The 25799-nt window shown below is 66.8% G+C and carries 29 protein-coding genes and 1 pseudogene; 11 read left to right on the top strand and 19 right to left on the bottom strand.

Annotation, left to right across the window (positions count from 1 at the left end; translation table 11 throughout):
* Positions 1–3 precede the first annotated feature (3 nt).
* Positions 4–438: a redox-sensitive transcriptional activator SoxR gene (gene soxR, locus HLA98_RS03460; RefSeq protein ID WP_057501902.1), complete on the top strand. Its 435-nt coding sequence runs from the start codon at positions 4–6 to the stop codon at positions 436–438.
* Between the two features lie 73 nt (positions 439–511).
* Here soxR and HLA98_RS03455 read toward each other — a convergent pair.
* Positions 512–1141: pseudogene (locus tag HLA98_RS03455) on the bottom strand (short chain dehydrogenase); the annotation flags it as partial.
* Between the two features lie 71 nt (positions 1142–1212).
* Between HLA98_RS03455 and HLA98_RS03450 the strand changes: the two are divergent.
* Positions 1213–2088 carry a LysR family transcriptional regulator gene (locus HLA98_RS03450; RefSeq protein WP_057501901.1) on the top strand — a complete coding sequence of 292 codons (876 nt, stop codon included), beginning with the start codon at positions 1213–1215 and terminating at the stop codon, positions 2086–2088.
* Between the two features lie 59 nt (positions 2089–2147).
* Here HLA98_RS03450 and proC read toward each other — a convergent pair whose 3' ends face one another.
* Positions 2148–2969: a pyrroline-5-carboxylate reductase gene (gene proC / locus HLA98_RS03445; protein WP_057501900.1), complete on the bottom strand. Its 822-nt coding sequence runs from the start codon at positions 2967–2969 to the stop codon at positions 2148–2150.
* Between the two features lie 18 nt (positions 2970–2987).
* Positions 2988–3665, bottom strand: coding sequence for a YggS family pyridoxal phosphate-dependent enzyme (locus HLA98_RS03440; protein WP_057501899.1), 678 nt, complete (start codon positions 3663–3665; stop codon positions 2988–2990).
* Between the two features lie 87 nt (positions 3666–3752).
* Between HLA98_RS03440 and HLA98_RS03435 the strand changes: the two genes are divergently transcribed.
* The 3 genes from HLA98_RS03435 to HLA98_RS03425 all read left to right on the top strand — a co-directional run bounded on the left by HLA98_RS03435 (position 3753) and on the right by HLA98_RS03425 (position 7224).
* Entirely contained in the window at positions 3753–4790 is a 1038-nt protein-coding gene (locus HLA98_RS03435) for a type IV pilus twitching motility protein PilT (RefSeq protein ID WP_006422551.1), read from the top strand.
* 100 nt (positions 4791–4890) lie between these two features.
* Positions 4891–6033: a PilT/PilU family type 4a pilus ATPase gene (locus HLA98_RS03430; protein ID WP_006422552.1), complete on the top strand. Its 1143-nt coding sequence runs from the start codon at positions 4891–4893 to the stop codon at positions 6031–6033.
* Between the two features lie 207 nt (positions 6034–6240).
* Entirely contained in the window at positions 6241–7224 is a 984-nt protein-coding gene (locus tag HLA98_RS03425) for an aldo/keto reductase (RefSeq protein ID WP_057501898.1), read from the top strand.
* Positions 7225–7286: 62 nt separating this feature from the next.
* On the opposite strand, the gene HLA98_RS03420 is transcribed toward HLA98_RS03425, so the two are convergent.
* Positions 7287–8186 (bottom strand): LysR family transcriptional regulator, encoded by a 900-nt coding sequence (locus HLA98_RS03420; protein ID WP_057501897.1) that lies wholly within the window; start codon positions 8184–8186, stop codon positions 7287–7289.
* Positions 8187–8512: 326 nt separating this feature from the next.
* Here HLA98_RS03420 and HLA98_RS03415 point away from each other — a divergent pair, with 326 nt between their 5' ends.
* Positions 8513–8725, top strand: a complete 213-nt coding sequence (locus HLA98_RS03415; protein WP_129550566.1) for a DUF4287 domain-containing protein — start codon at positions 8513–8515, stop codon at positions 8723–8725.
* A 110-nt stretch (positions 8726–8835) separates the two neighbouring features.
* The gene (locus tag HLA98_RS03410; RefSeq protein WP_014036228.1) at positions 8836–9543 is read left to right on the top strand and encodes a YitT family protein; all 708 of its coding nucleotides are present in this window, start codon (positions 8836–8838) and stop codon (positions 9541–9543) included.
* A gap of 73 nt (positions 9544–9616) precedes the next feature.
* Here HLA98_RS03410 and HLA98_RS03405 read toward each other — a convergent pair whose 3' ends face one another.
* The gene (locus HLA98_RS03405) at positions 9617–10159 is read right to left on the bottom strand and encodes a DNA-3-methyladenine glycosylase I (RefSeq protein WP_057499392.1); all 543 of its coding nucleotides are present in this window, start codon (positions 10157–10159) and stop codon (positions 9617–9619) included.
* Positions 10156–11943, bottom strand: coding sequence for a DUF4153 domain-containing protein (locus HLA98_RS03400; RefSeq protein ID WP_057499391.1), 1788 nt, complete (start codon positions 11941–11943; stop codon positions 10156–10158). The genes HLA98_RS03405 and HLA98_RS03400 overlap by 4 nt, the downstream gene beginning before the upstream one ends.
* A 91-nt stretch (positions 11944–12034) precedes the next feature.
* Here HLA98_RS03400 and HLA98_RS03395 point away from each other — a divergent pair, with 91 nt between their 5' ends.
* From HLA98_RS03395 to HLA98_RS03380, 4 genes are all read left to right on the top strand, one after another.
* Entirely contained in the window at positions 12035–12601 is a 567-nt protein-coding gene (locus HLA98_RS03395; RefSeq protein WP_057499390.1) for a YqgE/AlgH family protein, read from the top strand.
* Positions 12594–13088 carry a Holliday junction resolvase RuvX gene (ruvX, locus tag HLA98_RS03390; protein ID WP_005408378.1) on the top strand — a complete coding sequence of 165 codons (495 nt, stop codon included), beginning with the start codon at positions 12594–12596 and terminating at the stop codon, positions 13086–13088. Before HLA98_RS03395 ends, ruvX begins: the two co-directional genes overlap by 8 nt.
* Positions 13089–13104: 16 nt before the next feature.
* Positions 13105–14055 carry an aspartate carbamoyltransferase catalytic subunit gene (locus tag HLA98_RS03385; RefSeq protein WP_057499389.1) on the top strand — a complete coding sequence of 317 codons (951 nt, stop codon included), beginning with the start codon at positions 13105–13107 and terminating at the stop codon, positions 14053–14055.
* Positions 14056–14220: 165 nt separating this feature from the next.
* Entirely contained in the window at positions 14221–14712 is a 492-nt protein-coding gene (locus HLA98_RS03380; RefSeq protein WP_057499394.1) for an REP-associated tyrosine transposase, read from the top strand.
* 69 nt (positions 14713–14781) lie between these two features.
* Here the strand turns inward: HLA98_RS03380 and HLA98_RS03375 are convergent, their stop codons facing one another.
* The 13 genes from HLA98_RS03375 to lptA all read right to left on the bottom strand — a co-directional run bounded on the left by HLA98_RS03375 (position 14782) and on the right by lptA (position 25767).
* The gene (locus HLA98_RS03375) at positions 14782–15579 is read right to left on the bottom strand and encodes a carboxylesterase family protein (protein WP_080392816.1); all 798 of its coding nucleotides are present in this window, start codon (positions 15577–15579) and stop codon (positions 14782–14784) included.
* A 71-nt stretch (positions 15580–15650) separates the two neighbouring features.
* Complete coding sequence (locus HLA98_RS03370) at positions 15651–15917, bottom strand: hypothetical protein (protein ID WP_057499388.1); 267 nt, start codon at positions 15915–15917, stop codon at positions 15651–15653.
* A 63-nt stretch (positions 15918–15980) separates the two neighbouring features.
* On the bottom strand, positions 15981–17342 hold the full coding sequence (gene mgtE / locus HLA98_RS03365) for a magnesium transporter (protein ID WP_049444183.1): 1362 nt from the start codon (positions 17340–17342) through the stop codon (positions 15981–15983).
* Between the two features lie 133 nt (positions 17343–17475).
* Entirely contained in the window at positions 17476–19245 is a 1770-nt protein-coding gene (gene ptsP / locus HLA98_RS03360) for a phosphoenolpyruvate--protein phosphotransferase (protein ID WP_057499387.1), read from the bottom strand.
* 2 nt (positions 19246–19247) lie between these two features.
* Entirely contained in the window at positions 19248–19517 is a 270-nt protein-coding gene (locus tag HLA98_RS03355) for an HPr family phosphocarrier protein (protein ID WP_046983647.1), read from the bottom strand.
* A complete protein-coding gene (locus HLA98_RS03350; RefSeq protein WP_010483657.1) occupies positions 19510–19902 on the bottom strand; it encodes a PTS sugar transporter subunit IIA in 393 nt (130 codons plus the stop codon). Before HLA98_RS03350 ends, HLA98_RS03355 begins: the two co-directional genes overlap by 8 nt.
* 421 nt (positions 19903–20323) lie before the next feature.
* Complete coding sequence (rapZ, locus tag HLA98_RS03345) at positions 20324–21208, bottom strand: RNase adapter RapZ (protein WP_049445847.1); 885 nt, start codon at positions 21206–21208, stop codon at positions 20324–20326.
* A gap of 27 nt (positions 21209–21235) precedes the next feature.
* Positions 21236–22186: an HPr(Ser) kinase/phosphatase gene (gene hprK, locus HLA98_RS03340; RefSeq protein WP_005408388.1), complete on the bottom strand. Its 951-nt coding sequence runs from the start codon at positions 22184–22186 to the stop codon at positions 21236–21238.
* Entirely contained in the window at positions 22183–22635 is a 453-nt protein-coding gene (locus HLA98_RS03335; RefSeq protein WP_049445845.1) for a PTS sugar transporter subunit IIA, read from the bottom strand. The genes hprK and HLA98_RS03335 overlap by 4 nt, the downstream gene beginning before the upstream one ends.
* 21 nt (positions 22636–22656) lie before the next feature.
* Positions 22657–22974 carry a ribosome hibernation-promoting factor, HPF/YfiA family gene (gene hpf, locus HLA98_RS03330; protein ID WP_004147311.1) on the bottom strand — a complete coding sequence of 106 codons (318 nt, stop codon included), beginning with the start codon at positions 22972–22974 and terminating at the stop codon, positions 22657–22659.
* A 58-nt stretch (positions 22975–23032) separates the two neighbouring features.
* Positions 23033–24457 (bottom strand): RNA polymerase factor sigma-54, encoded by a 1425-nt coding sequence (locus tag HLA98_RS03325; RefSeq protein WP_057501303.1) that lies wholly within the window; start codon positions 24455–24457, stop codon positions 23033–23035.
* Positions 24458–24496: 39 nt separating this feature from the next.
* Positions 24497–25216, bottom strand: coding sequence for an LPS export ABC transporter ATP-binding protein (lptB, locus tag HLA98_RS03320; RefSeq protein WP_010483646.1), 720 nt, complete (start codon positions 25214–25216; stop codon positions 24497–24499).
* The gene (gene lptA / locus HLA98_RS03315; protein WP_049445841.1) at positions 25216–25767 is read right to left on the bottom strand and encodes a lipopolysaccharide transport periplasmic protein LptA; all 552 of its coding nucleotides are present in this window, start codon (positions 25765–25767) and stop codon (positions 25216–25218) included. Before lptA ends, lptB begins: the two co-directional genes overlap by 1 nt.
* Positions 25768–25799: the final 32 nt, after the last annotated feature.

The raw sequence follows: 25799 nt of genomic DNA, 5'->3' as shown, positions 1-25799 counted from the left end.
GCAATGGTGTCCCAGGAACTGAGCGTGGGCGAAGTCGCCCAGCGCAGTGGCGTGGCGGTTTCCGCGCTGCATTTCTACGAGCGCAAGGGGCTGATCAGCAGCCTGCGCACCTCGGGCAACCAGCGCCGCTACAGCCGCGACGTGCTGCGCCGGCTGGCCGTGATCCGCGTCGCGCAGCGCGTGGGCATGCCGCTCGAAGCGGTCGGCCGTGCCTTCGAAAGCCTGCCCGAGGGCCGCGCACCGACCAAGGCCGATTGGGCCAGGCTGTCCGCGCGCTGGCGCACCGAGCTGGAAGAACGCATCCACATGCTGCAACTGCTGCGCGACGAGCTGACCGGCTGCATCGGCTGCGGCTGCCTGTCGCTGCAGCGCTGCCGCCTGGCCAACCCCGAAGACGTCCTCGGCGAACGCGGCGACGGTCCGATGCGCTGGGAATGACCCCCGAAAAGGGGACGGAGGGGATTAAGTCGTTAATGCACAAACGACTTAATCCCCTCCGTCCCCTTTTTTCTTACCAGACCGTGATCGTTTCGCCGCTCTGGATGCCTTCCACTGCGCGCTGGAAGGCCAGTGCGGCGCGTTGCGCGCTTACCGCTTCGAAGCCAGGGAAGTAGGGGCCGTAGGCGGCCATCGATTCGATCAGCACGTTCGGGCTGACCACGTTGATGCGCAGGCCGCGTGGCAGCAGCTCCAGTGCGGCGGCGCGCACGAAGCCTTCCAGCGCGGCATTCACTGCAGTGGCGTTGACGCCATCGCGGATCGGCTGTGCGCTGACGATGCCGCTGGTCAGGGTGATCGAACCGCCGGCGTTGAGGTGGTGCTGCGCGGCCAGTGCCAGCCGCACCTGGCCCAGCAGCTTGTCCTGCAGGCCGATGTTGAACTGCTCGGGCGTCATCTCCTGCAGCGGGCCGAAGTGCAGCTTGCCAGCGGTTGAGATCACCGCATCGACCGGGCCGGTACGCGCGAACAGTTCGGCGACGCTGGCGTCGTCGGTCAGGTCGACGCGCAGCTCACCGCTGTTGCGGCCGGCGGCGAGAATCTGATGCTGTTGGCCGAGCTGGTGGGCGACTGCCTGGCCGAGGGTGCCGCTGGCACCGACGAGGAGGATCTTCATGGCCGTTCCTTGCGTGAGGGAGTGAGCGCAGTCTGCGCCGTCATAGTGGGGTTAGGTAAGCGGCGTATGCTTCGCAGATTCCTAACTCTGGATTAGCAATGGATACTCTTCGCTGCATGCAGGCTTTCGTCGCCGTGGCCGAGCGTGGCAGCTTTGCAGCGGCCGCCGAACAGCTGCAGGTGTCGGCAGTGATGGTCGGCAAGTACATCCAGCAGCTGGAGGCGCACCTGGGCACTGCGTTGCTGCAACGGAACACCCGCCGCCAGCGCCTGACCGAAGCCGGCAGTGCCTACCTGGCCGGGTGCCGGCAGGTGCTGGAGCAGGTGCAGCAGGCCGAAGCCGACGTGGCCGGCCTGCAGGTTCAACCGCGCGGGCTGCTGCGGGTCAGCGCACCCACCACCTGGGGCAGCTGCGTGCTGGCGCCACAACTGGCCAGCCTGCTGCGCGCGCAGCCGCAGCTGAACGTCGAACTGGATCTGAGCAACCGCCGTGTGGATCTGATCGAGGACGGCTTCGACGTGGCGATCCGGGTCGGGCCACTGCCGTCGCAGGAGGTGGTGGCGCGGCCGCTGCCACCGTATGCGATGAGCCTGTGTGCGGCGCCGTCCTACCTGCGCCGGCGCGGCATGCCGCGTACGCCCGCGGATCTGCAGGGGCATGACTGCCTGAGCCATCTGGCCTGGCGTGGTGGCCATGGTTGGCAGCTGGCCAACGGCGAACAGGTGGATTGGGAGGCGCGCCTGACCTGCAACGATGGGTTGGCGCTACGCGAAGCGGCGGTGGCCGGAGCAGGGCTGGTGCTGCAGCCGACCGCGCTGCTGGCGGGGGAGATTGCAGCAGGGCGGTTGAAGCCGCTGCTGCGCGACTACCTGCCCGAACCGCGGCCGATGCACCTGATCTACCTGCCCGACCGCAGGCCGCGCCCGCGGTTGCAGTGCTTCGTCGATTTCGTCATGACCACATTGGGGCGATGAACATCTGCGCCATGCGTGGATGACGGTGTGTGCCGACCGTGGGTCGGCACACCTCGGGATCAATCATTCGCCGCAGACAACTCCTGTCCACGCACCTGCGCGGCGCGCAGTGCGGTATCCACCAGCGCCTCGAAGCCACCGGCCTGGAAGCTCTCGATCGCGGCCTGGGTGGTTCCGTTCGGCGAGGTCACGCGGCGACGCAGTTCCGCCGGGCTCTCACCAGCCTCATCGAGCATGCGCGAGGCGCCCAGCAGGGTCTGCACCACCAGCGTGCGCGCGGCGTCGGCCGGCAGGCCCTGGGCGATCCCCGCCGCTTCCATCGCTTCGGCCAGCAGGAACACATAGGCCGGGCCGCTGCCGGATACGGCGGTGACCGAATCCATCAGCGACTCGCTGTCGATCCACACCGTGCGCCCGGCACTGGCCAGCACCTGTTCGGCCTGCGCGTGCTGCTGCGCATCCACCGAGGGCGTGGCGTACAGGCCGGTCACGCCGGCGCCAAGCAGGGCGGGGGTGTTGGGCATCGCGCGCACCACCGGCAGGTTGCCGCCCAGCCAGCGTTCCAGCTGCGCGCTGGTGATGCCGGCGGCGATCGATACCACCAGCGGGCGCTTCGCCTGCGCCAGTGCCTGCAGCGACTGGCAGACCTCACGCAGCACCTGCGGCTTCACCGCCAGCAGCCAGGTGCGGCCCTGCGCGGCGGCATCGGCGGCGTTGTCATGCACCTGCACGCCGAAGTCGGCGGCCAGTGACTGGCGCAGTGCGGCCACCGGTTCGGCCACGTGGATGTGCGCCGCCGGCACGCCCTGGCGGATCAGGCCGGCGATCAGGCTGTGCGCCATGTTGCCGCCGCCGATGAAGGTGATGGAATCAGCTGCCATGGAAATCTCCTTGGTAAATCAGGCCGGGCGCGGTCGCGCGCCGAACAGGGCGGTGCCGATGCGCACCAGGGTGGCGCCCTCGGCGATGGCTTCGGCGTAGTCGCTGCTCATGCCCATCGACAGCGTGTCGATCTGCGCGTGCTGGGCAGCCAGCGATTGGAAAAGTGTGCGCATGCGCACGAATGCATCCCGACGGCGCTCGGCCTCGGGCCATGGCGCGGGAATCGCCATCAGTCCGCGCAGGCGCAGGGTGGGTTCGGCGGCAATTGCGGCGGCCAGTGCATCCACTTCTTCCGGTGCACAGCCATGCTTGCTGGATTCGTCGTCGATGTTGACCTGGACCAGTACGTTCAGTGGGCCGCGCGCGGTCGGGCGATGGCGTGCCAGCGCGGTCACCAGCTTGGGCCGGTCCACGCTCTGTACCCAGTCGAAGTGGCTGGCCACGGCCTCGGCCTTGTTCGACTGCAGGTGGCCGATCAGGTGCCACTCCAGCGCCAGGTGCTGCAGCGTCTGCATCTTGGCCAGCGCTTCCTGCACGTAGTTCTCGCCGAAGGCGTGCTGGCCCTGTGCGGCCAGCGCGGCCACGGCCTCGGCCGGCTGGGTCTTGGACACCGCCAGCAGGCGTGGATCGGGCCTGCCAGCGGCCTCGGCGGCGGCATGCAGGTTGCTCAGGATCTGGGGCAGGGGAGTGACCACGTAACGCGTTCCGTTGAATCAGGAGGCTATACTGCCGCCCGGGGAAAGATCCTTCCAGTCGAAGCCGTTATTGGGGAGTAGCCGCTCATGGATATCGCCGAACTGTTGGCGTTTTCCGTTAAGAACAAAGCGTCCGACCTGCATCTGTCCGCAGGCCTGCCGCCGATGATCCGCGTGGACGGCGACGTTCGCCGGATCAACATCCCGGCCCTGGACCACAAGCAGGTCCATGCGCTGGTGTACGACATCATGTCCGACAAGCAGCGCCGCGATTACGAGGAATTCCTCGAAGTGGACTTCTCCTTCGAGATTCCGTCGCTGGCGCGCTTCCGTGTGAACGCGTTCAACCAGAACCGCGGTGCCGGTGCGGTGTTCCGTACCATTCCGTCCGAGGTGCTCACCCTCGAGGACCTGGCCTGCCCGCCGCTGTTCCGCGAGGTGATCCAGCAGCCGCAGGGCCTGATCCTGGTGACCGGCCCGACCGGCTCGGGCAAGTCGACCACGCTGGCGGCGATGATCGACTACATCAACAAGAACGAATACGGCCACATCCTCACCGTCGAGGATCCGATCGAATTCGTGCACACCTCGCAGAAGTGCCTGATCAACCAGCGCGAAGTGCACCGCGATACGCATGGCTTCAATGAAGCACTGCGCTCGGCGCTGCGTGAGGACCCGGACATCATCCTGGTGGGCGAACTTCGTGACCTGGAAACGATCCGCCTGGCACTGACCGCCGCGGAAACCGGCCACCTGGTGTTCGGCACCCTGCACACCAGCTCGGCGGCCAAGACCATCGACCGCATCATCGACGTGTTCCCGGCCGGCGAAAAGCCGATGGTGCGCTCGATGCTGTCTGAATCGCTGCGTGCGGTGATCTCGCAGGCGCTGCTGAAGAAGGTCGGCGGCGGTCGTACCGCTGCGTGGGAAATCATGGTCGGCACCCCGGCCATCCGCAACCTGATCCGCGAAGACAAGGTGGCGCAGATGTATTCGGCCATCCAGACCGGCCAGCAGTACGGCATGATGACCCTGGACCAGCACCTGCAGGACCTGGTCAAGCGCAGCCTGATCACCCGCAACCAGGCCCGCGACTACGCCAAGGACAAGCGCCTGTTCGAGTAAGGCAGGGCCGCAACGGGGCGGCGTGCGCCAGTGCGCCGCCGTTCCCGCGCTGTTTCCTCCACCGACCGTTTCCTGGTACATGCCCCATTGGGAGCCCGCCGTGAACACCACCGCGACCACCATCGATTTCACTTCGTTCCTCAAACTGATGGCGCACCAGCGCGCCTCGGACCTGTTCATCACCGCCGGCATGCCGCCGGCGATGAAGGTCAACGGCAAGATCTCGCCGATCACCCAGACCCCGCTCACGCCGCAGCAGAGCCGCGACCTGGTCCTCAATGTGATGACCCCGGCGCAGCGCGAGGAATTCGAGAAGACCCACGAATGCAACTTCGCCATCGGCCTGTCCGGTGTCGGCCGCTTCCGCGTGAGCTGCTTCTACCAGCGCAACCAGGTCGGCATGGTGCTGCGTCGCATCGAGACGCGCATCCCGACCGTGGAAGAACTGAGCCTGCCGCCGATCATCAAGACGCTGGCGATGACCAAGCGCGGCATCATCCTGTTCGTCGGCGCCACCGGCACCGGTAAATCGACGTCGCTGGCGGCGATGATCGGTTACCGCAACCAGAACTCGACCGGCCACATCATCACCATCGAAGACCCGATTGAATTCGTGCACAAGCACGAGGGCTGCATCATCACCCAGCGCGAAGTCGGCATTGATACCGACAGCTGGGAAGCCGCGCTGAAGAACACCCTGCGCCAGGCGCCGGACGTGATCATGATCGGCGAGGTGCGTACCCGCGAAGGCATGGACCACGCCATCGCGTTCGCCGAAACCGGCCACCTGGTGCTGTGCACCCTGCATGCCAACAACGCGAACCAGGCGATGGACCGCATCGTCAACTTCTTCCCGGAAGACCGCCGCAACCAGCTGCTGATGGACCTTTCGCTGAATCTGAAGGGCGTGGTTGCGCAGCAGCTGATTCCTTCGCCCGATGGCCGCTCGCGCAAGGTGGCGATGGAGATCCTGCTGGGCACGCCGCTGGTGCAGGACTACATCCGCGACGGCGAGATTCACAAGCTGAAGGAAGTGATGAAGGACTCGGTCCAGCTGGGCATGAAGACCTTCGACCAGAGCCTGTTCGAGCTGTACCAGGCCGGTGAGATCAGTTACGAGGACGCGCTGCGCTACGCCGATTCGCAGAACGAGGTGCGCCTGCGCATCAAGCTCAGCCAGGGCGGCGACGCGCGCACCCTGTCGCAGGGGCTGGACGGCGTGGAGATCTCCGAGATCCGGTGACCTGCAGATCGGTAGAGTCGACTGTCAGTCGACTGCTCTTTCGAGGGTCAGGGAAATGCCGCGCTGCGCGCGATAGTCGACTGACAGTCGACTCTACCGCGCGCGCGGGCGATTGATGAATTCCAATCATGACCAACTGCAACGCTGCCCATTCAATCGGCAGCCCAAGCAGGCGTATCGTCAGTGCTCCCCCTCTGGAGCACGACGATGCAGACACGTGAACTCGGCCGCAGCGGCCTGAAGGTTTCCGCCCTGGGCCTGGGTTGCATGGGCCTGACCCATGCCTATGGCCAGCCGGTCGAGCGCAGCCAGGGCATCGCCCTGCTGCACGCGGCCGTTGAACGCGGCGTGACCTTCTTCGACACCGCCGAAGTGTACGGCCCGTACACCAATGAAGACCTGCTCGGCGAGGCCCTGGCGCCTTACCGCGACAAGCGGGTGATCGCCACCAAGTTCGGCTTCAAGGATGCGCGCACCGATGCCGGCCTGGACAGCCGCCCCGAGAACATCCGCGCCGTGGCCGAAGCCAGTCTCAAGCGCCTGCGCACCGACCATATCGACCTGTTCTACCAGCACCGCGTCGACCCGAACGTGCCGATCGAGGACGTGGCCGGCACCGTGCGCGACCTGATCGCCGAGGGCAAGGTCGGCCACTTCGGCCTGTCCGAGGCCAGTGCCGCCACCGTGCGCCGCGCGCATGCGGTGCAGCCGGTCACCGCCGTGCAGAGCGAGTACTCACTGTGGTGGCGCGAACCGGAGCGCGAGCTGCTGCCGACCCTGCAGGAGCTGGGCATCGGCTTCGTGCCGTTCAGCCCGCTCGGTCGCGGCTTCCTGACCGGCACGATCAATGCCGACACTACCTTCGACGCCAACGATTTCCGCAACAGCGTGCCGCGCTTCGAAGTGGAGGCACGCCGCGCCAACCAGGCGCTGGTGGATCGCATCAGTACGATTGCTGCAGCACGGGGTGCGACGCCGGCGCAGGTGGCGCTGGCCTGGCTGCTGGCGCAGGCGCCGTGGATCGTGCCGATTCCGGGCACCACCAAGGTCCATCGCCTGGAAGAAAACCTGGCCGCGGCCGACCTGCAGCTGGCACCGGAAGAGCTGCAGCGCATCGCGCAGGCGCTGGATGAAGTATCGATTGTTGGTGAGCGCTACAACGCCCAGCGTGCGGCGCAAGCCAAGGGCTGATCACCAAGTGGGTGCGGACCGTTGGTGGTGGGTGCGGACCGTTGGTCCGCACTCCTCAACCCTCACCCCTTCATCGGCCCGCGCAGCGCATCAAGCACCGTGCGCATCGCCACAGTGACGTGGCGGCGCGACGGGTAGTACGCGTAGTAGCCATCGAAATGCGGGCACCAGTCGTCCAGCACCGACTGCAGGCGGCCATCGCCCAGCATCGGCTGCACCTGGTCTTCCGGCAGCCAGGCCAATCCGCTGCCGGCCAGCGCAGCGGCGCGGGTCATGCCCATGGTGTTGAAGGTCCATTGGCCGGTGACGCGCACACTGAGTTCGTTGCCGTCCTGGCCGAAATCCCACGGCATCAGCCCGCCATGCGTGGGCAGGCGCAGGGTCACGCAGTTGTGGTCGGCCAGTTCGTCCGGATGCCGTGGCACCACGTGCTGGCGGAAGTAGCTGGGCGCGCCGACCACGCGCATGCGTAGCGGCGGGCTGATCGGCACCGCGACCATGTCGCGGGCCAAGCGCTCGCCGAGGCGAATGCCGATGTCGTAGCGCTCGGCCACGATGTCTGCCAGCCCGTAGTCGGCGGCCAGTTCCACCTTCAAATCCGGATACTGCTGCAGCAGCGGCGCCAGCCGTGGCCACGCGATGTACTCGGCGGCATGGCCGGTGGCATTGATGCGGATGGTCCCGGCCGGGCGTTCGCGGTATTCGGCCAATGCGGCCAGCCCGTCCTCGATCTCGGCCAAGCGCGGGCCCAGGGTGTCGAGCAGGCGGGCACCGGCTTCGGTGGTGGACACGCTGCGGGTGGTGCGCGTCAGCAGGCGCACGCCGAGGCGCTGTTCCAGCCCGCGCATGGCATGGCTGAGCGCGGACTGGGAGACACCCAGCTGGGCGGCGGCCTTGGTGAAGCTGCCCTCGCGGGCAACGTGGACGAAGGCCTGCAGGTCGTTGAGGTTTTCGCGGGGCATGAGGGGATGATACGGCCGGGCTGCGCCCGGCACCTGCCGAATCAACGTCAACGGCAACGTCAAAAGCTGGCTTCCCGTGGGAGGCGGGGTGGCTGAGGTTGCGGGGGACGGCGCAAGTACGTCCATGTAGGCTCGGTCGCCGCATCCATGCGGCTCACGCCCCCTCAACCGGACCCACCCCGCCTTCGACAGTTTCCCGTGAGCTGTTGGAACGGCATTCTGCTTTGGTGGGTGCCGACCGTTGGTCGGCACTGGGTCGGACGTGTGGGTATGTCGATTTCTGCGTCTGTGGTTCGTCGAATGAATGACTTCAACGGGAGCTGCACATGAGCACTGACACCAAACCCAAGGGCCCGGCCTCGTACTTCCCCTCCATCGAGAAGACCTATGGGCAGCCGGTCGCCCACTGGCTCGGGCTGCTGGCAGGGAAGAAGGGCCTGAAACACATGGAACTGGTCAGCTTCCTGAAGAGTGAGCATGGGCTGGGCCATGGCCATGCCAACGCGCTGGTGGCGCACCATCTGACCGGCAAGGGCTGATCAGCGGCGGGCCCGGGGCAGGGCGGGGCGCATTCAGCTGAACGATTTCATCTGCAACTGTCATGCAGATCGTGTCTAATACCGCTCCCCACCCGCTGTTGCCCACCCGTATGTCCCTTCCCTCCCATGGCCCCGCGCCGTGCGACGACGCTGACGGCCACCTGGTCACCGCCGGTCCGCTGACTCCGCCGCCCGACAGCGCCGGCACCACCGCCGACGAGAAAGCGCTGCGTCACTCGATCGCCGAGGATGTGCAGGGCATGGTGCTGGCCACGATGGTGGCCTCGCTGGGCCTGGCCATCTTCGCCAAGGGCGGGCTGATGATCGGCGGCATGGCCGGCATGGCCTTCCTGCTGCACTACGCGATGGGCTGGAACTTCGGCCTGGTGTTCGTGCTGGTCAACCTGCCGTTCTACTGGGTGGCGCTGCGCCGCATGGGCTGGGAATTCACCCTGAAGACCTTCGCTGCGGTCACCGCCTGTGGCGTGCTGACCGACCTGCTGCCGCGCTGGATCGACTTCTCGCACATCAACCCGCTGTATTCGGCGATCGTGGGTGGCGCGTTGTCCGGCCTGGGCATCCTGTTCTTCATCCGCCACCGTGCCAGCCTCGGCGGCATCGGCATCCTGGCGGTGTACCTGCAACGCACCCGTGGCTGGAGCGCGGGCAAGGTGCAGATGTCCTACGACGCCTGCCTGATGGTGGCAGCGTTCTTCGTGCTGTCGCCGTCGAAGGTGCTGTACTCGGCCATCGGTGCGGTGGTGCTCAGCCTGGTGCTGATGTTCAACCACCGCCCCGGTCGCTACATGGGCGTGTGACGACTCGACGGTAGTGCCGGCCGCTGGCCGGCAGCACCTGCGGCATTCCGAGGCTGCCGGCCAGCGGCCGGCACTACCTGGAGACCTGCAACCACGGCGGCGACAGCGTCAGCAGCCGCGCATGCACCGGGCAATCCTCGGCGTGCGCCCCCGGCAGGTAGCCCAGGCTCATCAGAAACTCGCCGGTGATCTCGCCGCCGGTGAAGCGGAAGGTCTTCTTGAACAGCTTCACCCAGTCGGCCTTGCTGCGCGGGTGATGCGCATCCAGCCACGCCGCGAAGCTGCCATGACTGGCCCGCAGCTGCTGGATCACCTGCGCGTTATGGATGGCCGCCAGTACCTTCAGCCGGTTGCGGATGATGCCCGCGTCCGAAAGCAGCCGCTCGATGTCCTGCTCGGCATACGCCGCCACCCGGTCCACATCGAAGCCGTCATAGGCCGCGCGGAAGCCCTCGCGCTTCTTCAGTATCGTTTCCCAGCTCAGGCCGGCCTGGTTGATTTCCAGCACCAGCCGCTCGAACAGCTCGCGCTCCTCACGCTGCGGAAAGCCGTACTCGTTGGCGTGGTAGTAGTCGTGCACCGGATGGCCCGGGGCGATGAGGCAGTAGCCGCTCATGGGGAAGACTCGTTGGATTCGGGTTCGGGATCGATGGCCACTGCGGGGTGCCCACCGATGGACAGCATCGGCCAGCGCGGCGGTTCGAGAGTGAGTTTGCCATCACGCAGGGCCTGGTTGATTGCCTCGGCCTGGCCGCTGACGGTGCCGAACAGCGAACCGGCCCGGCGCCACTGGGAATCCCTGCCACGTGCGTACAGCACGCAGTCCGGCCCACGGATGGTGTACAGCTCGCATAGCAGCACGTCGGTGTTGCCGTCGCCATCCAGGTCGCGATGCGCGATCAGGCAGTCGCGCTCGCTCTGAGCGCAGGATTCGCCATCGATCGCGCGCGTGGCCAGTGCCTGCCACCAGTCGTCCGGTGGCGAGCTGGATCCCTTGGCCAGCTTCAGCGCGCGCTGCAGGGCGGCGACGTCCTGTGGGCCCTTGTCCAGGCGCTGTCCGTCGTCCCAGCGTGACGTGCGTGCCAGCGCTGCCGCGATCACCTGTGGCGCGTTGGCATCGGCGGTGATGGCCGGATCACGCTGCAGGTCGCGCAGCGCCTGCACGCCACGGCGCCCAAGATCGAAGCGCAGCACATTGACGTCACTGCTGGTGATCGCCGGCGGGTCGGCACGCAGGCGCGCCAGCTGGCTGGGCAGGGTCAGCCGCACCGGGTCCAGCAGCGGCGAGTTGCCCAGCAATGCCAGTGCCAGCACCGCCCAGCACATCCAGCGGTTGACCGGTTCCAGTGTCTGCAACCAGCGGCTCTGCCGGCGCAGCACCGCCACTGCATAGCCCACGGCATAGCCGGCCACGGCCAGCGCGATCAGCACCGCCCAGAACCGGTCCACGGTCCAGCCGTACTGCGCCACGCGCAGGGCCAGTGCATACAGCGCCAACCCCGCGTAGACCGGCAGCGCCAGCAGGCTGGCTTCAACCAGACGGCGCAGCAGCAGGGGGTAGGGCGCGGTGTCGTCCCCCTGCTGGTAGACCGCATTGGTGAACGTCACCAGCAACAGCGACAGCACCAGCAGCAGGCTGGCGGCCGAGCGGGTCTTCCACAGCGGTTCCAGCCCGGTAAGGGGCAGGCTCAGTACGAACAGCACCGCGATGAACGACAGCAGCGGCAGCAGCCCGCGGCAGATCGCGAACAGCACCTGGCGGGTGATCTGGATCGCGCGGTGCTGGGTGCGCCCGATCAGCACACCGAACCCGACCAGGCTGCCGGTGGCCAGGGCGATGAAGGCATCCTGGCGGAACAGGTCGCGGAAGACCGTGACCTCCAGCAGCTGGAACAGGGCCGCCCACAGCCACAGCAGCAGCCAGGTCAGCCCGGTGAACAGTGCGGCGAGGGCCAGGGTCAATCCGTTCTGCCAGGCACGCTCGAACAGTTCCGGGTAGCTGGCGCGCCAATGCCCGTGCTGCAGCTGGAACTGCCACCAGGGCAGGGCCACGAATACCGCCACGGCCATGCCCAGGGTCAGCGGGATCTGCAGCGCGCCCGAGTCCAGTGCGGTCTCGCCATTGAGGTTCCAGCCGGTCCAGGCGGCCAGCGCCAGCACCACCGCCGAACCGAGCGCGGCCTGCAGCCACAGGCGGCGCTGGCCCAGCTCGACCAGGCTCAGCGCCACCGCGCTGGGAATGGCCAGCACCCAGGCGTACCAGCAGTAGCGCCAGCCGATATCGCGGAACGGCCACGCATCGGACAGTTCCTGCGCGGAATACAGCATCAGACCCTGCAGCAGGGCAATCAGGACGATGGCGCTGCGTGCCGGCAGGGTCAGGGGCGATGAAGACGGCATCGACGACCTTCCATGGCAAAGCGCCATCCTAGCCCATCGCTGTTCGCCGCCATCGCGCGACCATCCCGCCCCCAGCAGGTAGAATGGGACCATGCCTGTAACGCCGACCTCCCTTGCCGATCACCTGCTCGTCGCGCTGCCGTCGCTGCTCGACGCGACCTTTGCCCGCAGCGTCGCGCTGATCTGCCAGCACGACGAGAACGGGGCGATGGGCGTGCTGGTCAACCAGCCTTCCGAGTACACGCTGGGTGAAGTGCTTGCACAGATGGACATCACCACCGGTGATGGCGACCTGCAGGCGCGCATGGTGCTCAACGGCGGTCCGGTGCATCCCGAACGCGGCTTCGTCATCCATGACGACGCGCGGGCGTGGGATTCCAGCCTGATCGTGGGCGACGGCCTGTACCTGACCACCTCGCGCGACATCCTCGAAGCGATGGCGCGCGGCGAAGGTCCTGCCAACGCCGTGGTCACCCTCGGCTGTGCCGGTTGGGGCGCGGGGCAGCTGGAAAGCGAGCTGTCCGAGAACAGCTGGCTGACCGTGCCGGCCGATGCCGAACTGGTGTTCCAGGTGCCGCTTGAGCAGCGCTGGCAGGGTGCCGCCTCGCGCATCGGTGTGGACCTGTTCCGGCTGACCGACTACAGCGGCCATGTCTGAGCCCATCACGCCCGCGCCGGATTCTGCTGCCCCGGCGATTCGCCGTGATGGCACCGTTCTGGGTTTCGATGTCGGCTCGCGCCGTATTGGTGTAGCCATCGGCAGTGCCTTCGCCGCGCATGCGCGTGCGGTGGCCGTGGTCGATGTGCACGGCAACGGCCCGGACTGGACCGCGATCGAACGCCTGCTCAAGGAATGGAAGCCTGACGGCCTGGTGGTCGGCGACCCGCTGACCCTGGACGGCCAGGACCAGCCCAACCGCAAGCGTGCGCAGGGCTTCGCCCGCCAGCTGCGGGAACGTTTCAAGCTGCCGGTGGTGATGATCGACGAGCGTTCCAGCTCGGTCGAGGCCGCCCGCCGCTTCGCCGTCGAGCGCGCCGAAGGGCGCAAGCGCCGCCGTGATGCGGCTGCTCTCGATGCCGTGGCCGCGGCGGTGATCATCGACCGCTGGCTGTCGTCCCCCGACGACGCCACCCCCATTCCCTGACTGCCCGACTCCCGCCATGACTGCCCAGCAAATCGATGCCTCCGGACGCCTGCGCCACCTGCTGACCCTGGAGGGCCTGCCGCGCGAGACCCTGCTGCAGCTGCTTGACCGGGCAGGTCAGATCCGCGATGCCGCAGTCGGCCGCGTCGGCAACAAGCGCCACGTGCTGGCCGGTTCGGCGGTGTGCACACTGTTCTTCGAACCCTCCACGCGCACCCGCAGCTCGTTCCAGCTGGCCGCGCAGCGCCTGGGCGCCGATGTGCTCAACTTCGATGCCTCGACCTCGTCCACGCGCAAGGGCGAAACCGCCAGCGACACGCTGCGCAACCTGGAAGCGATGGGCGTGCGCGGCTTCGTGGTGCGCCACCCCGATGATGGCGCCGTGGCCGCACTGGCCGAAGCGGCGGGCGAGGGCACTGCACTGATCAACGCCGGTGACGGTCGCAGCGCGCACCCGACCCAGGGCCTGCTGGATATGCTGACCCTGCGCCAGGCCAAGGGCCCGGATTTCTCGAAGATGAAAGTGGTGATCGTCGGCGACGTGAAGCACTCGCGCGTGGCCCGTACCGACCTGCATGCGCTGCGCACGCTGGGCGTGGGCGAGATCCGCGTGTGTGGCCCGCAGTCGCTGCTGCCGGACGACGAGACCCTGAAGGGCTGCGTGGTCGGCGATGATTTCGACGCGATGCTGGAAGGCGTCGATGCGCTGATGATGCTGCGCCTGCAGCGCGAGCGCATGGAAGAAGGCCTGGTGCCGTCGCTGGAGCAGTACCATGCGCAGTACGGCCTGAATGCTGCACGCCTGGCGCGGGCCGGCAAGGATGCAGCGGTGCTGCACCCGGGCCCGATCAACCGCGGCGTGGAAGTGACCGACGAGGTGGCCGACGGCCCGCAGTCGTGGGTGCTGCGCCAGGTCGCCAACGGCGTCGCCGTGCGCCTGGCCGTGCTGGAAACCCTGCTGGGCTGATCGCTCTGGTGGGTACCAACCTTGGTTGGTATTGCTGGTGTGGTAGGTGCCAACCTGGTTGGTATTGCTGCTGTGGTGGGTGCCAACCTTGGTTGGCACTGGCCTACTCGGGCGAAGGTGATTTCCCTATGTTCAGGGAACATGCGCCCCCCCATGCTCTTCTGCATGAACAGCACCCGCCTCCTGCTAGGCCGTCATTCCAGTATCGGCCAGAGCTACATCCTCACGACGAACGTGCATGGCCGGGCGGCACTGTTCGCCAATGACACCGTTGCGGTTACCGCCATGCAGGAGTTCCAGCGTCTGGATCTGGGAGGTCTGACCCATTCGATCGCCTACGTGGTCATGCCGGATCACGTCCACTGGTTGATGCAACTGCGCGCGGCATCGCTCGATGTTGTCATGAAGCGCTTCAAGTCGCGTACGGCCGTGCACGCAAACCGGGTACTGGGCAGGGTGGGGCGCTTCTGGCAGTCCTGTTACCACGATCACGCGATCCGCTCTGATGAATCGCTGTTCCGGCACGCAATGTATGTGATGGCGAATCCGATCAGGGCAGGGCTGGCAACGCAGCTTGGCGAGTACCCGCATGCGTGGTGTGAGTGGGAACTCGAAGGTTCCTGTGACAAGGTGGAGTTCATGGGGGCGGATAGATAGTGCCAACCAAGGTTGGCACCCACCGAAAGCAGGCTCCAACCTTGGTGGTCAACTACCAGAAGCTGTGGCTCAGCGCTTCTGCGCGAACAGCCATTCCCACATTGCGGGGTCGGCGTAGGTGGCGTCCCAGGCGTTGTGGTTGCCTTCCGGGTATTCGGTGTAGCGCACGTCGCGTGCAGCGGCGCTCTGGAATGCGGCGTGCAGCCTGCGGTCGTCTTCCGGTGGTACCACGTCGTCCAGTGCGCCGTGGAAGATCCAGATCGGCGTGTGCTGCAGTCGCTTGGCGATCACTGTATACGGGTCGGCCTCCTGAGCGACCTGCTCGACGAACAGGGTCGGGCGCTTCGCGCGTGGTGCAAGTACCGCGCCGCACACGGGGACAATCGCGGCAAAGCGGTGCGGATCATCCAGCGCGATGTTCCAGCTGCCATAGCCGCCCATCGACATGCCGGTCAGGTACTGCCGTGCCGGATCGGCGCCGAATTCGGCGATGGTCGCGTCCAGCGCGGCTACTGCCGCACGGTTGTTGCGGCCGCTCCATTCCTCGTGGCCCGGCACCTGCGGGAACACCACCAGGGCGGGGAAATCGGGATGCGCGCGCAGGTAAGGCCCCAGCCCGGCGTGGGTCTGCTTGACGCCATCGGCGCCGCGTTCGCCGGAGCCGTGCAGGAACAGGATGACCGGGAGTTTGGTGGGAGCGGTGGCCTCAACGCCGGCCGGAATGAACACCTGGTAGTAGGCAGTCTCCCCCTCCACCTTCACCGCGCGGGCTTCGAAGCGCCCGCGCGCGCTGTCCGGCAGCGAGGTGCAACCGGTCATCATCAGAAAGGCCAGCAGCGGCAGCCAGCGCGACATCGAACGGACCATGGGATTTCCTGGGGCGGCAGGGTCACCTGCATCCTAGTCCGCCGCGGGTCAACACGGCATCATGCGCTGCGTCACTGCGGGCGCGGAAAACTGGCGATGATGTCCAACTGCTCCTGCGCCTCGGCGTTGCCTTCGGCCGCAGCTGCCTGCACCTGCGTCATGTCCGGATGCAGAACCACCAGCATCGGGTTCTCACAGACCGGGCAGTCGTACTCGGTGGCATCCTCGTCCAGCTCCATCACCATGGCGCGCGAGCAGCCCTTCCATTCGCAGGCCGGGCAGGTGTGCTGCTGGTCGCGCCAGCCGGGCTGGAAGTAGTTTTCGATCGTTGTTGCCATGGGATGTTCTAGGAATAAAGGTGGGTCGGAGCCCTGCGTCGCAGGAATCCGACCCCGCAGCAATCAGTGCAGCAGGACCAGGGTGGCCAGGCCGAGGAAAGTGAAGAAGCCCATCGAGTCGGTTACGGCGGTCAGGAAGATGCCACTGGCCAGTGCCGGGTCGAAGCCGAAGCGTTTCAGTGTGAGCGGCACCAGCACGCCGGCCAGTGCTGCGAACAGCAGATTGCAGGTCAGCGCGATGGCGATCACCGCCGACAGCCCGGGCGAGTGGAACCAGGCCAGCACGATCAGCCCCAGCACGGAACCGAGCATCACGCCGTTCAACAAGGCGACCCGAACTTCCTTCCACAGCAGCGTGCGCGCGTTGGACGCGCCCACCTGGCCCAGTGCCAGGCCGCGCACCATCAGCGCCAGCACCTGGGTGCCCGCATTGCCGCCGAGGCCGGCGACGATCGGCATCAGCACGGCCAGCGCGACCAGCTTGTCGATGGTGCCTTCGAAGTGGCCGACCACGCTGGAGGCCAGGAAGGCGGTGCACAGGTTCACCGACAGCCACATCAGGCGCCGGCGCATGGCGCGCCAGACCGGGCTGAACAGATCCTCGTCCTCGTCCAGGCCGGCGGCGCCCAGCGCCTGGTGCTCGGCCTGGCCGCGGATGATGTCCACCACGTCATCGATGGTGATGCGGCCGATCAGGATGTTGTTGTCGTCCACCACCGGCGCGGAGATCCAGTCGTGGTCGGAGAACTGCCGCGCCACTTCCTGGTCGCTCTCGCCCACGTCGATGGCCGGCTGCTCGTCGTCGATCAGGCGGTTGATCGGCGTGGTGTCTTCATGGGTGACCAGCGCGGCCAGCGAGACGCGGCCCAGGTACTGGTGGCGGCGGCTGACCACGAACAGGTGGTCGGTGTGGTCCGGAAGTTCGCCGCGCAGGCGCAGGTAGCGCAGCACCACGTCGACGTTGACGTCGGCGCGCACGGTCACCACGTCCGGGTTCATCAGGCGGCCGGCACTGTCCTCGGGATAGGACAGTACCTGTTCGAGGCGCTCGCGGTTCTCGCGGTCCATCGACTTGAGGACTTCGTCGATGACCGTATCCGGCAGGTCTTCGACCAGGTCGGCCAGATCGTCGATGTCCAGGTCTTCGACCGCGGCGATGATCTCGTCCGGGTCCATGTCGGCCAGCAGGCTTTCGCGCACTTCCTCGCCGACGTGGACCAGCACTTCGCCGTCGTCTTCCGGGTCGACCAAGCCCCACACGATGGCACGCTTGCCCGGCGGCAGCGATTCGAGCAGGTTGCCGATTTCGGCCGGCGCCAGGGTGTTGACCAGGCGACGCACCGGGCCCAGCCGACCGCTGTCCAGTGCATCGGACAGCATCCGCAGTTGGCGCGCAGTCTTGTCGTGGCGTACAGCTTCAGCCATCGCAGCTCCCGCGGGATAAGAAAAGCCGCGATCCCGGCAAGGATGCGGCAACAGGGGTGTTCAGCGCGTCATTATCGCAAGGGGATGTTTCAACGCATAGCCGCCGGGTGGCGGCCGGCACCACCCTTGGCGCTCAGGGCGTATCCGCCACCAGCGCCAGCCAGCGCTCGATGGCGCGGCGGTCGCGTGCGGCCAGCAGCTTCGGTGCGCGGGCGCGCAGGGCACCCAGGTCGGCGTCGCGGACGGCCCGGCGCACTTCCAGCAGCGTGCCCGGGTGCAGGCTGAACTCGGTCAGGCCCAGCGCCAGCAGCAGCGGGGTCATCCTTGCGTCACCCGCGATTTCGCCGCAGACCGCCACCGGGATGCGATGACGTGCGCCGGTCTCGATCACCATCTGCAGCAGGCGCAGCACGGCCGGGTGCAGTGGCGAATACAGTTCGCCCAGTGCTTCGTTGTTGCGATCGGCGGCCAGCAGGTACTGCACCAGGTCGTTGGTGCCGATCGACAGGAAGTCGACCAGGTCGATGAAGCTCTCCAGCGCCAGCGCGGCGGCCGGAACCTCGATCATCGCGCCCAGTGGCACGTGGTCGGACACCATGTGGCCTTCGCCGCGCAGCTGTTCGGTCAACTTGAGCATGCGCCGACGCACCGCCAGCAACTCTTCGCGGGTGCTGACCATCGGCACCAGCACGCGCAGTTTGCCGTAGGCCGAGGCACGCAGGATCGCGCGCAGCTGGGTGTCAGCCACTTTCGGCCGCGCCAGCGACAGGCGTACACCGCGCAGGCCCAGCGCCGGGTTCTCTTCGTTGCTCAGGGTCAGGCCGGTACGGTCGGCCTTGTCCGCGCCCAGATCGAGCGTGCGGATGGTGACCGGCCGCCCGCTCATGCCCAACGCGGCATCGCGGTAGGTCTGGAACTGTTCTTCTTCGTCCGGCAGCTCGTTGCGCTGCAGGAACAGGAATTCGGTGCGGTACAGGCCCAGTCCCTGCGCGCCCAGCGCATGCGCCTGGGTGACGTCCTCCAGCGATTCGGCATTGGCCAGCAGGGCGATGTCGACCTGGTCGCGGGTGCGGCTGGGTTTGCTGCGCAGGCGGCCGAGCTCGCGCTGCTCGCGCGCATGCTCTTTCAGGCGCGCGCGGTAGTCACGCAGGTTGTCAGCCTGCGGGTTGGCGGTGATGCTGCCGTCGGCGCCGTCGATGATCAGCACGTCGCCATCGGCGATGCGGCTGAGCAGCTGCGGCACGTTGACGATCAAGGGCAGGTGCAGGCTGCGCGCCAGGATCGCGCTGTGCGACAGCGCGCTGCCAGCAGCGGTGACGATGCCGACCACCCCCTGCGTCTGCAGTTGCGCCAGTTCGGAGGGCGCGATGTTGTCGCAGACCAGGATTTCGCCCGCCAGGCCTTTCACGGCTGGCGGCCGCTCGGGCTGCAGGAAGGCGTGGATGCGGCCGATCACATGATCGAGATCGTCCATGCGGCTCTTCAGATAGGCATCGTCCATGCCATCGAAGACCTTGGCCAGGCGGTCACGCTGCAGACGCAGTGCATAGCCGGCACTGTAGGGGCCACTGCGGATCAGCTCGTCCAGCCCGAACAGCAGTTCGGGATCGTCCAGCAGCAGCGCATGCAGGTCGAGGAACTCGCCCACTTCCTGGTTCAGTGCACCCTGCAGGCGTTGTCGCAGCTCGTGCATTTCCATGCGTGCGGCATCCACCGCTCGATGCAGGCGGGCCAGTTCGGCTTCGACCTGGTGCGCAGCGACGCGTTGTTCGGCGACTTCAAGCGCATGTGGCAGGCGTACGCGGGCCCGGCCCATCGCGGTGCCACGGGCCGCACCATGGCCGGCCAGCAGCTGTACCGGCCGTTGGCCGGAACTGACCTGGCCGGCGCGTGCGCGTGGCACGCTCAGTTGTCCTCGTCGAAGCGGCGCTCGAACAGGCCGACCACCGCCTCCATCGCGGCAGCTTCGTCCTCGCCGTTGATACGCACCGTGACCGGAGTACCCTGGCCCGCGGCCAGCAGCATCACGCCCATGATGCTCTTGGCGTTGATCTCACGGCCCTTGGCGGCCATGGTCACGTTGCAGCGGAACGGCGCCAGGGTCTGCACCAGCTTGGCGGTGGCCCGGGCATGCAGGCCCAGGCGGTTGCTGACGGTGAGTTCTCGTTCAAGCATCGTCGACTATCGCTCCATTACGGGTACCCGCCGCGGCTGTGGCGGGCAGTTGATCCAGTCCCTGTTCCGGATAATTCATCACCCGCAGCAACATCGGCAGGCTCAGCGCCGACACCCGGCGAACCGGGGTCCCCAGCCGGGCCAGCTGCCCGGCAAGGTTGGCGGGGCTGGCACCGTACAGGTCGGTCAGGATCAGCACGCCTTCCCCGCCATCGACCCGCCGCAGGGCGGCCGAGGCGAGCGGAAGCAGGGCGTCCAGGTCTGCGTCGAACGGTACTTCGAAAGCTTCTGTTTTCAGCGGCAACTGCCGCAGGAGCCGGGTCGCCACGTCAAGCAGGGCGGTCCCGACCCCAGGATGTGTTACGAGGAGAATGCCACAGGTCATTACTGCACGTTAACAGGTCAAGGTGAATTGGCGATAGCAGCAGATGAGGGGTACTGTGTCCCGTATTCAGTGTTGCTCGCGTGGGAGCCCTTTTCCGTTGGAGAAGAGATTCGACCCCATCCGTTTTTCGATGCCTGGCAGAGATTCATCCACGCATGGCGTGGATCGTGTCGACCAAGGTCGACACCCACCAACAGCACACGGAATCTGTCAGAGGCGGGGCGGTGTGGGTAGGCAGGACCGTTGGCGCCATGGATGGCGCCATCGAGCCCCCAGGGAGGGGTTCACGGCGTGTCCTGCCTGCCCACATCGCCCCGCCATCCCACGTAATGCCGCTTTTGCTGTTGCTGTTGCTGTTGCTGTTGCCGGCCAGCGGCCGGCACTACCGGCGGGTGCCGGGCGCAGCCCGGCGCCGACTCTCTCAATCCTGTTCGCGGTGATACGTCGCCACGTCTTCCCAGCCCATCTCGCGGGCATGCCGGGCCATGCGCTCGGCCAGGAACACCGAGCGATGCTTGCCGCCGGTGCAGCCAAAGGCCACGGTCACGTAGCTGCGGGTGCCATCACCCAGCTTCGGCAGCCAGGTATCGAGGAAATCCATCAGCTGGGCCAGGTAGCGCTGCACGTCCGGTTGCGCTTCCAGGTAATCGCGCACGCCGGGCTCACGGCCGCTCAGCGCGCGCAGGTCCGGGTCCCAGTGCGGATTGGGCAGCACGCGCGCATCGAACACGAAGTCCGCCTCGGCCGGCACGCCCCGCTTGTACGCGAACGATTCGAACAGCAGCGAAAGGCGCGTGGCGTGGTCCAACGCGAACTCGGTGATGATCCGTCGCCGCAACTGGTGCACGTTGAGGTTGCTGGTATCGATCACCGCATCGGCCTCGCGGCGCAGCGGAGCGGTCAGCTCGCGCTCGCGGGCGATCGCTTCGGGCAGTGACAGCCCCAGCTGGCTCAGCGGATGGCGGCGACGGGTATCGGCGTAGCGCTTGAGCACGGCCTCGTCGCTGGCTTCGAAGAACAGCACCTTCACTTCCACGCCGGCATCGGTGGCCAGCTGCCGCCAGTTGCCCAGCTGGCTCAGGTCGGACTGGCCGCGAACGTCGATGCCTACGGCCAGGCGGCGTGGTGCGCTGCCGTCATGGTTGGCCAGCAGGCTGCGCACGAAGTCGGGCAGCAGATTGATCGGCAGGTTGTCCGAGCAGTAGTAGTCCTGGTCCTCGAAGGTCTTCAGGGCGACGGATTTACCCGAGCCGGACAGGCCGCTGACGATGATCAGGGTCGGGGCGGAGGGGGTTGCGGTGCTCATGGACAGGCTCTTCGGGGGACAGGGGAATCAGGGCGTTCGCCGTTCCAGCAGGTTGCTGTGACGGGCGATGAACATCGCCGCCGGGTCGATCCCCTTGGTGCGCAGGATATGCAGGCGCGTGGCGGCTTCGGTCAGCACGGCCAGGTTGCGGCCAGGCATCACCGGCAGGGTGATCAGCGGAACATCCAGGTCCAGCACATGGCGGGTGCCCGAGTCGCCGGTCAGGCGCTCATAGCCATGCGGGGTGGGTTCGGTCATCGGCTTGGTCAGGTGGACGATCAGCCGAAGGTACTTGTTCTTCTTTACAGCCGTGTCGCCAAACATCTCGCGCACGTTCAGCACGCCCAGGCCGCGCACTTCCAGCAGGTCCTGCAGCAGCTCGGGGCAGGTGCCGTCGAGTACGTCGGGTGCGATCTGGGTGAATTCGGGGGCATCGTCTGCGACCAGGCGATGGCCGCGGCTGAGCAGCTCCAGCGCCAGTTCGCTCTTGCCCGATCCGGCCTCGCCGGTGATCAGCACGCCGATGGAATAGATCTCCATGAACACGCCATGCAGGATGACCCGCGGCGCCAGCGTACGGGCCAGGTGGTAGGACAGATGGTTGAGCAGTTCGTGGCCGCGCTTGGGTGACAGCCACAGCGGCGTGCCGGATTCATCCGCGGCGGCGCGCAGGTCTTCCGGGCAGGCCTGGTTGCGGGTCAGTACCAGCGCCAGCGGGTGCGACTGCATGATCTTTTCGATGGTCTCCCAACGCTGGCGTGGTTCCAGCGCATCCAGCCAGGACAGCTCTTCGGTGCCCAGGATCTGCACCTTGTTGGGATAGATCGCATTGAGATAGCCGGCCAGCGACGGACGCCGCGAGACTGTGTTGCCGGCCTCCAGTTCGCGCTTCTCGCCGGACTTGCCGGCAGCCCAGCGCAGCCCCAGCCGCTCGCGCTGCTGTTCGAACAGTTCACGGGCGGTGATGCTGGTATTCATGCGGCACTCGCAGGTGGGGTCATGTCCAGCGCCTCGCGCAGCGCCCGGGCATCGCCGGCTGCGCGCAGTGCCTGGCGGATGTCCGGCGCGGAAAACAGCTCGGCCAGTTCGGACAGCAGCATCAGGTGCTGGTGGGTGTAGTGGGCGGGGACGGCCATTGCGAACACCAGGTCCACCGGCTCGTCGCCACCGAAGTCGACCGGGGTGGCCAACCGCAGCAGGGCACCACGCGGGCGGTCCAGGGCTGGCGCGCGGCCGTGGGGAATGGCGATGCCGTGACCGATCGCGGTGCTGCCCAGCGCTTCGCGCTGGCACAGGTTCAGATAGATCTGTTCGGCGTTGGCCTGGCGGCAGGCCAGCAACCCGGCGGCGGCCTGCAGGACGCTGTCGCGGTCGGTGGCCGTGCAGAGCTGGGTCTGCACGGCCGCCAGGAGGTCAGTCAGGGGCATGTCTGCGGGGAACGGTGGCGATCAGCCACCATTGTCGCCCACCGGCAGCGGCGCGTGCTGCTGTTTTTTCTCCTTGTGCTTGATCACCAGGCGGTCAAGCTTGTCCGCAAGCAGGTCGATCGCGGCATACATGGTCTGGGCATTGGCCTCGGCGTGCAGGGTCTGGCCGGGGATGTTGAGGCTGGCGTCGACGTGGTGTTCGGTCTTCTGCAGCTTGAGGGTCACCCGCGCTTCGCAGTGCTGGTCGAAGTGCTTTCCGATCCGGGCCAGCTTCTCCTCTACATAGGACTGCAGGGCCGGGGTGACTTCGACATCTTTGCCAAACGTTTCGATGCGCATCGGGTTTCTCCTGTGTTCGGATGTGCCAATGAACCTCTCCGCCGGGCGCGGCGGCGCGTCAAGCGATTCTGACCCTTTCGTGCGAGGCGGAAATGTTCATGGCTTCACGATACTTCGCCACGGTGCGTCGCGCTACTGGAATTCCCGACGATTTGAGCAGGTCAGCCAGCTTGGCGTCAGAAAGCGGCTTGCGCGGGTTCTCGTCGTCGATCAGGCGCCGGATCATCGCCTGGATGGCGGTACTGGATGCCTCACCGCCGCCCTCGGTATCGATGCCCGAGGCAAAGAAGGCGCGCAGCGGCAGGGTGCCGCGTGGGGTACGCACGTGCTTGCGGGCGATCGCGCGCGAGACCGTGGATTCGTGCAGGCCGAGATCGGCGGCGATCTCGCGCAGGGTCAGTGGACGCAGCGCCTGCTCGCCGAATTCCAGGAAGCCGGCCTGCTGCAGGATCAGGCTGCGCACGACGCGCAGAAGGGTTTCGCCACGCTGCTGCAGCCCTTTCAGCAGCCAGCGCGCTTCCTGCAGCTGTGCACGCAGGTAGCCGGCATCGGCATCACCACAGCGTCGGATCAGCTGCTCGTAACCGCGGTGGATCACCACCTTCGGGCCAGCATGCGCGGCCAGCGCAGCGCGCCACACGCCGTTCTGCCGCCACACCACCACATCCGGCACCACATAGGTGTCCTGTGACAGCGGTGCGATCTGCGTGCCCGGGCGCGGGTCCAGTGAGCGCAGCAACGCGACAGCAGTCTCGACCGCGTCCAGCGGCTGCTTCAACTCATGGGCAAGCCCGGCGACGCCGCTGCGCGGCAAACGTTCCAAGGGTCCTGCGGCAATCTGTCGCGCCAGGATCAGGCCGGGCGTGTCGCCGGCCAGCACATCCAGCTGCAGCAGCAGGCATTCGCCCAGCGTGCGTGCAGCCACACCCACCGGATCGAAGCGCTGGATGCGATGCAGCACGGCGAGGATCTCGTCCTCGCCGGCGTGGATCGCCGGCAGCAGGGTTTCAGCGATGGTGGCCAGCGGCTCGCGCAGGTAACCGTCGTCGTCCAGTGCATCGATCAGTGCGGCACCGATGCTGCGATCACGCGAGGACAGATGCGACAGATGCAGCTGCCACAGCAGATGGTCGGCCAGTGTTTCGGTTTCGGCTACGCGCTCGGCGGCGCTGCCGTTGTCGTCGTCATCGTCGAAGCTGCCGCCGCTGCCGGCCGCGCTCCAGTCCAGTTCGGCCGGTGCCCAGTCGTCGCCGGCATCGGTGCGTTCTGCGGGGGCGTCACTGTCGTTGCCATCGCTGGTTTCGTTGGCGGCACTGCTGCTGTCACTGCTGTCGGCCCAGTCCAGCAGTGGATTGCTTTCCACCGCCTGGGCGATTTCCAGCTCCAGCTCGGTGGTGGACATCTGCAGCAGCTTGATCGCCTGCTGCAACTGGGGCGTGAGCACCAGTTGCTGTCCCAACGATGTCTGCAGCCGAGTCTTCATGCCTGTGCCGAAAGGAAGGAAAGGGACCCGGCGACTGCTTCACAGCTTGAAGGAATCCCCGAGGTAGACGCGACGTACATCGGCGTTGTCCAGGATCGCTTCCGGCGAACCCTGGGCCAGCACGCTGCCCTCGGCGAGGATATACGCGCGGTCGCAGATACCCAAGGTCTCCCGCACGTTGTGGTCGGTGATCAGCACGCCGATGCCACGCTGCTTGAGATGGGTGACGATGCGCTGGATCTCGCCGACCGAAATCGGGTCGACACCGGCGAAGGGTTCGTCGAGCAGGATCAGGCGCGGCTGCGCGGCCAGGGCACGGGCGATCTCGCAGCGGCGACGTTCGCCACCGGACAGGCTGGCGCCGAGCTGGTCGGCGACGTGGCCCAGCTGCAGTTCGTCGAGCAGGCTGTTCAATTCGCGCTCGCGGCCCTTCGAATCAAGGTCCTCGCGCAGTTCCAGCACCAGGCGGATGTTGTCGGCCACGGTCAGCTTGCGGAACACCGACGGTTCCTGCGGCAGGTAGCCCACGCCCTGCTTGGCGCGGGTGTACATCGGGTCGCCGGTGATGTCCTTGCCATCAAGCACGATGCTGCCGGCATCGGCAGCCACCAGGCCGACGATCATGTAGAAGCAGGTGGTCTTGCCGGCGCCGTTGGGGCCGAGCAGGCCGACCACTTCACCGGCGTCGAGGGTCAGCCCGAAGTCCTTGACGACTTCGCGTTGCTTGTACTTCTTGCGCAGGCCCTTGGCGACGAGCATTACTTCTTGCTCCCGGCCGGCTGTGCCGGCGTGGTGGCCTTGGGCTGTGCCGCAGGCGCGGCCGGGGTCTTGCTCTTCGGCGGGATGACGGTGCGCACGCGGCTGCCGTCGCCACCGGAGTTCATTTCGCCGGTACGGGTGTTGTAGACCATGCGCTGGCCAGCGTTGGTGCCGCGCGCGCTGGTGACCTTGTAGTTGCCGGTCAGGGTGATGATCTCGGTCTTGATGTCGTAGTCGATGCGGTCGGCCAGGGCATCCATCCAGGTGCCGTCATCGAGCTGCTGCTTCATCTTGGCCTGCTTGCCGGTGAACACCACACGCACCGCTTCGCCGTCCTTGAGGTAGATCTCGGCCTCGGACGAGCGCAGGTCCAGCGTACCCTGGGTGATGATCACGCCCTGCGACAGCACGGTCTTGCCGTCGCCGGTGAGCATGCCCGACTGGGCGCCGGAATCGATGTGCATGTCTTCGTTGCGGTCGGTGGACTTGGCGAAGGCGGCGCTGGGGACAAGAAGACCAAGCGCGAGTACGGCGGCAAAGGGAATCTTCATCGGGGTCCGTTCTACCGGTGGGGGCCTCCCGG

The organism is Stenotrophomonas africana (genome assembly GCF_013004645.1).
Taxonomy (GTDB): domain Bacteria; phylum Pseudomonadota; class Gammaproteobacteria; order Xanthomonadales; family Xanthomonadaceae; genus Stenotrophomonas; species Stenotrophomonas africana.
Note: the sequence above shows the minus strand (reverse complement) of the source record. Positions and strands in the feature narration are given on the sequence as shown.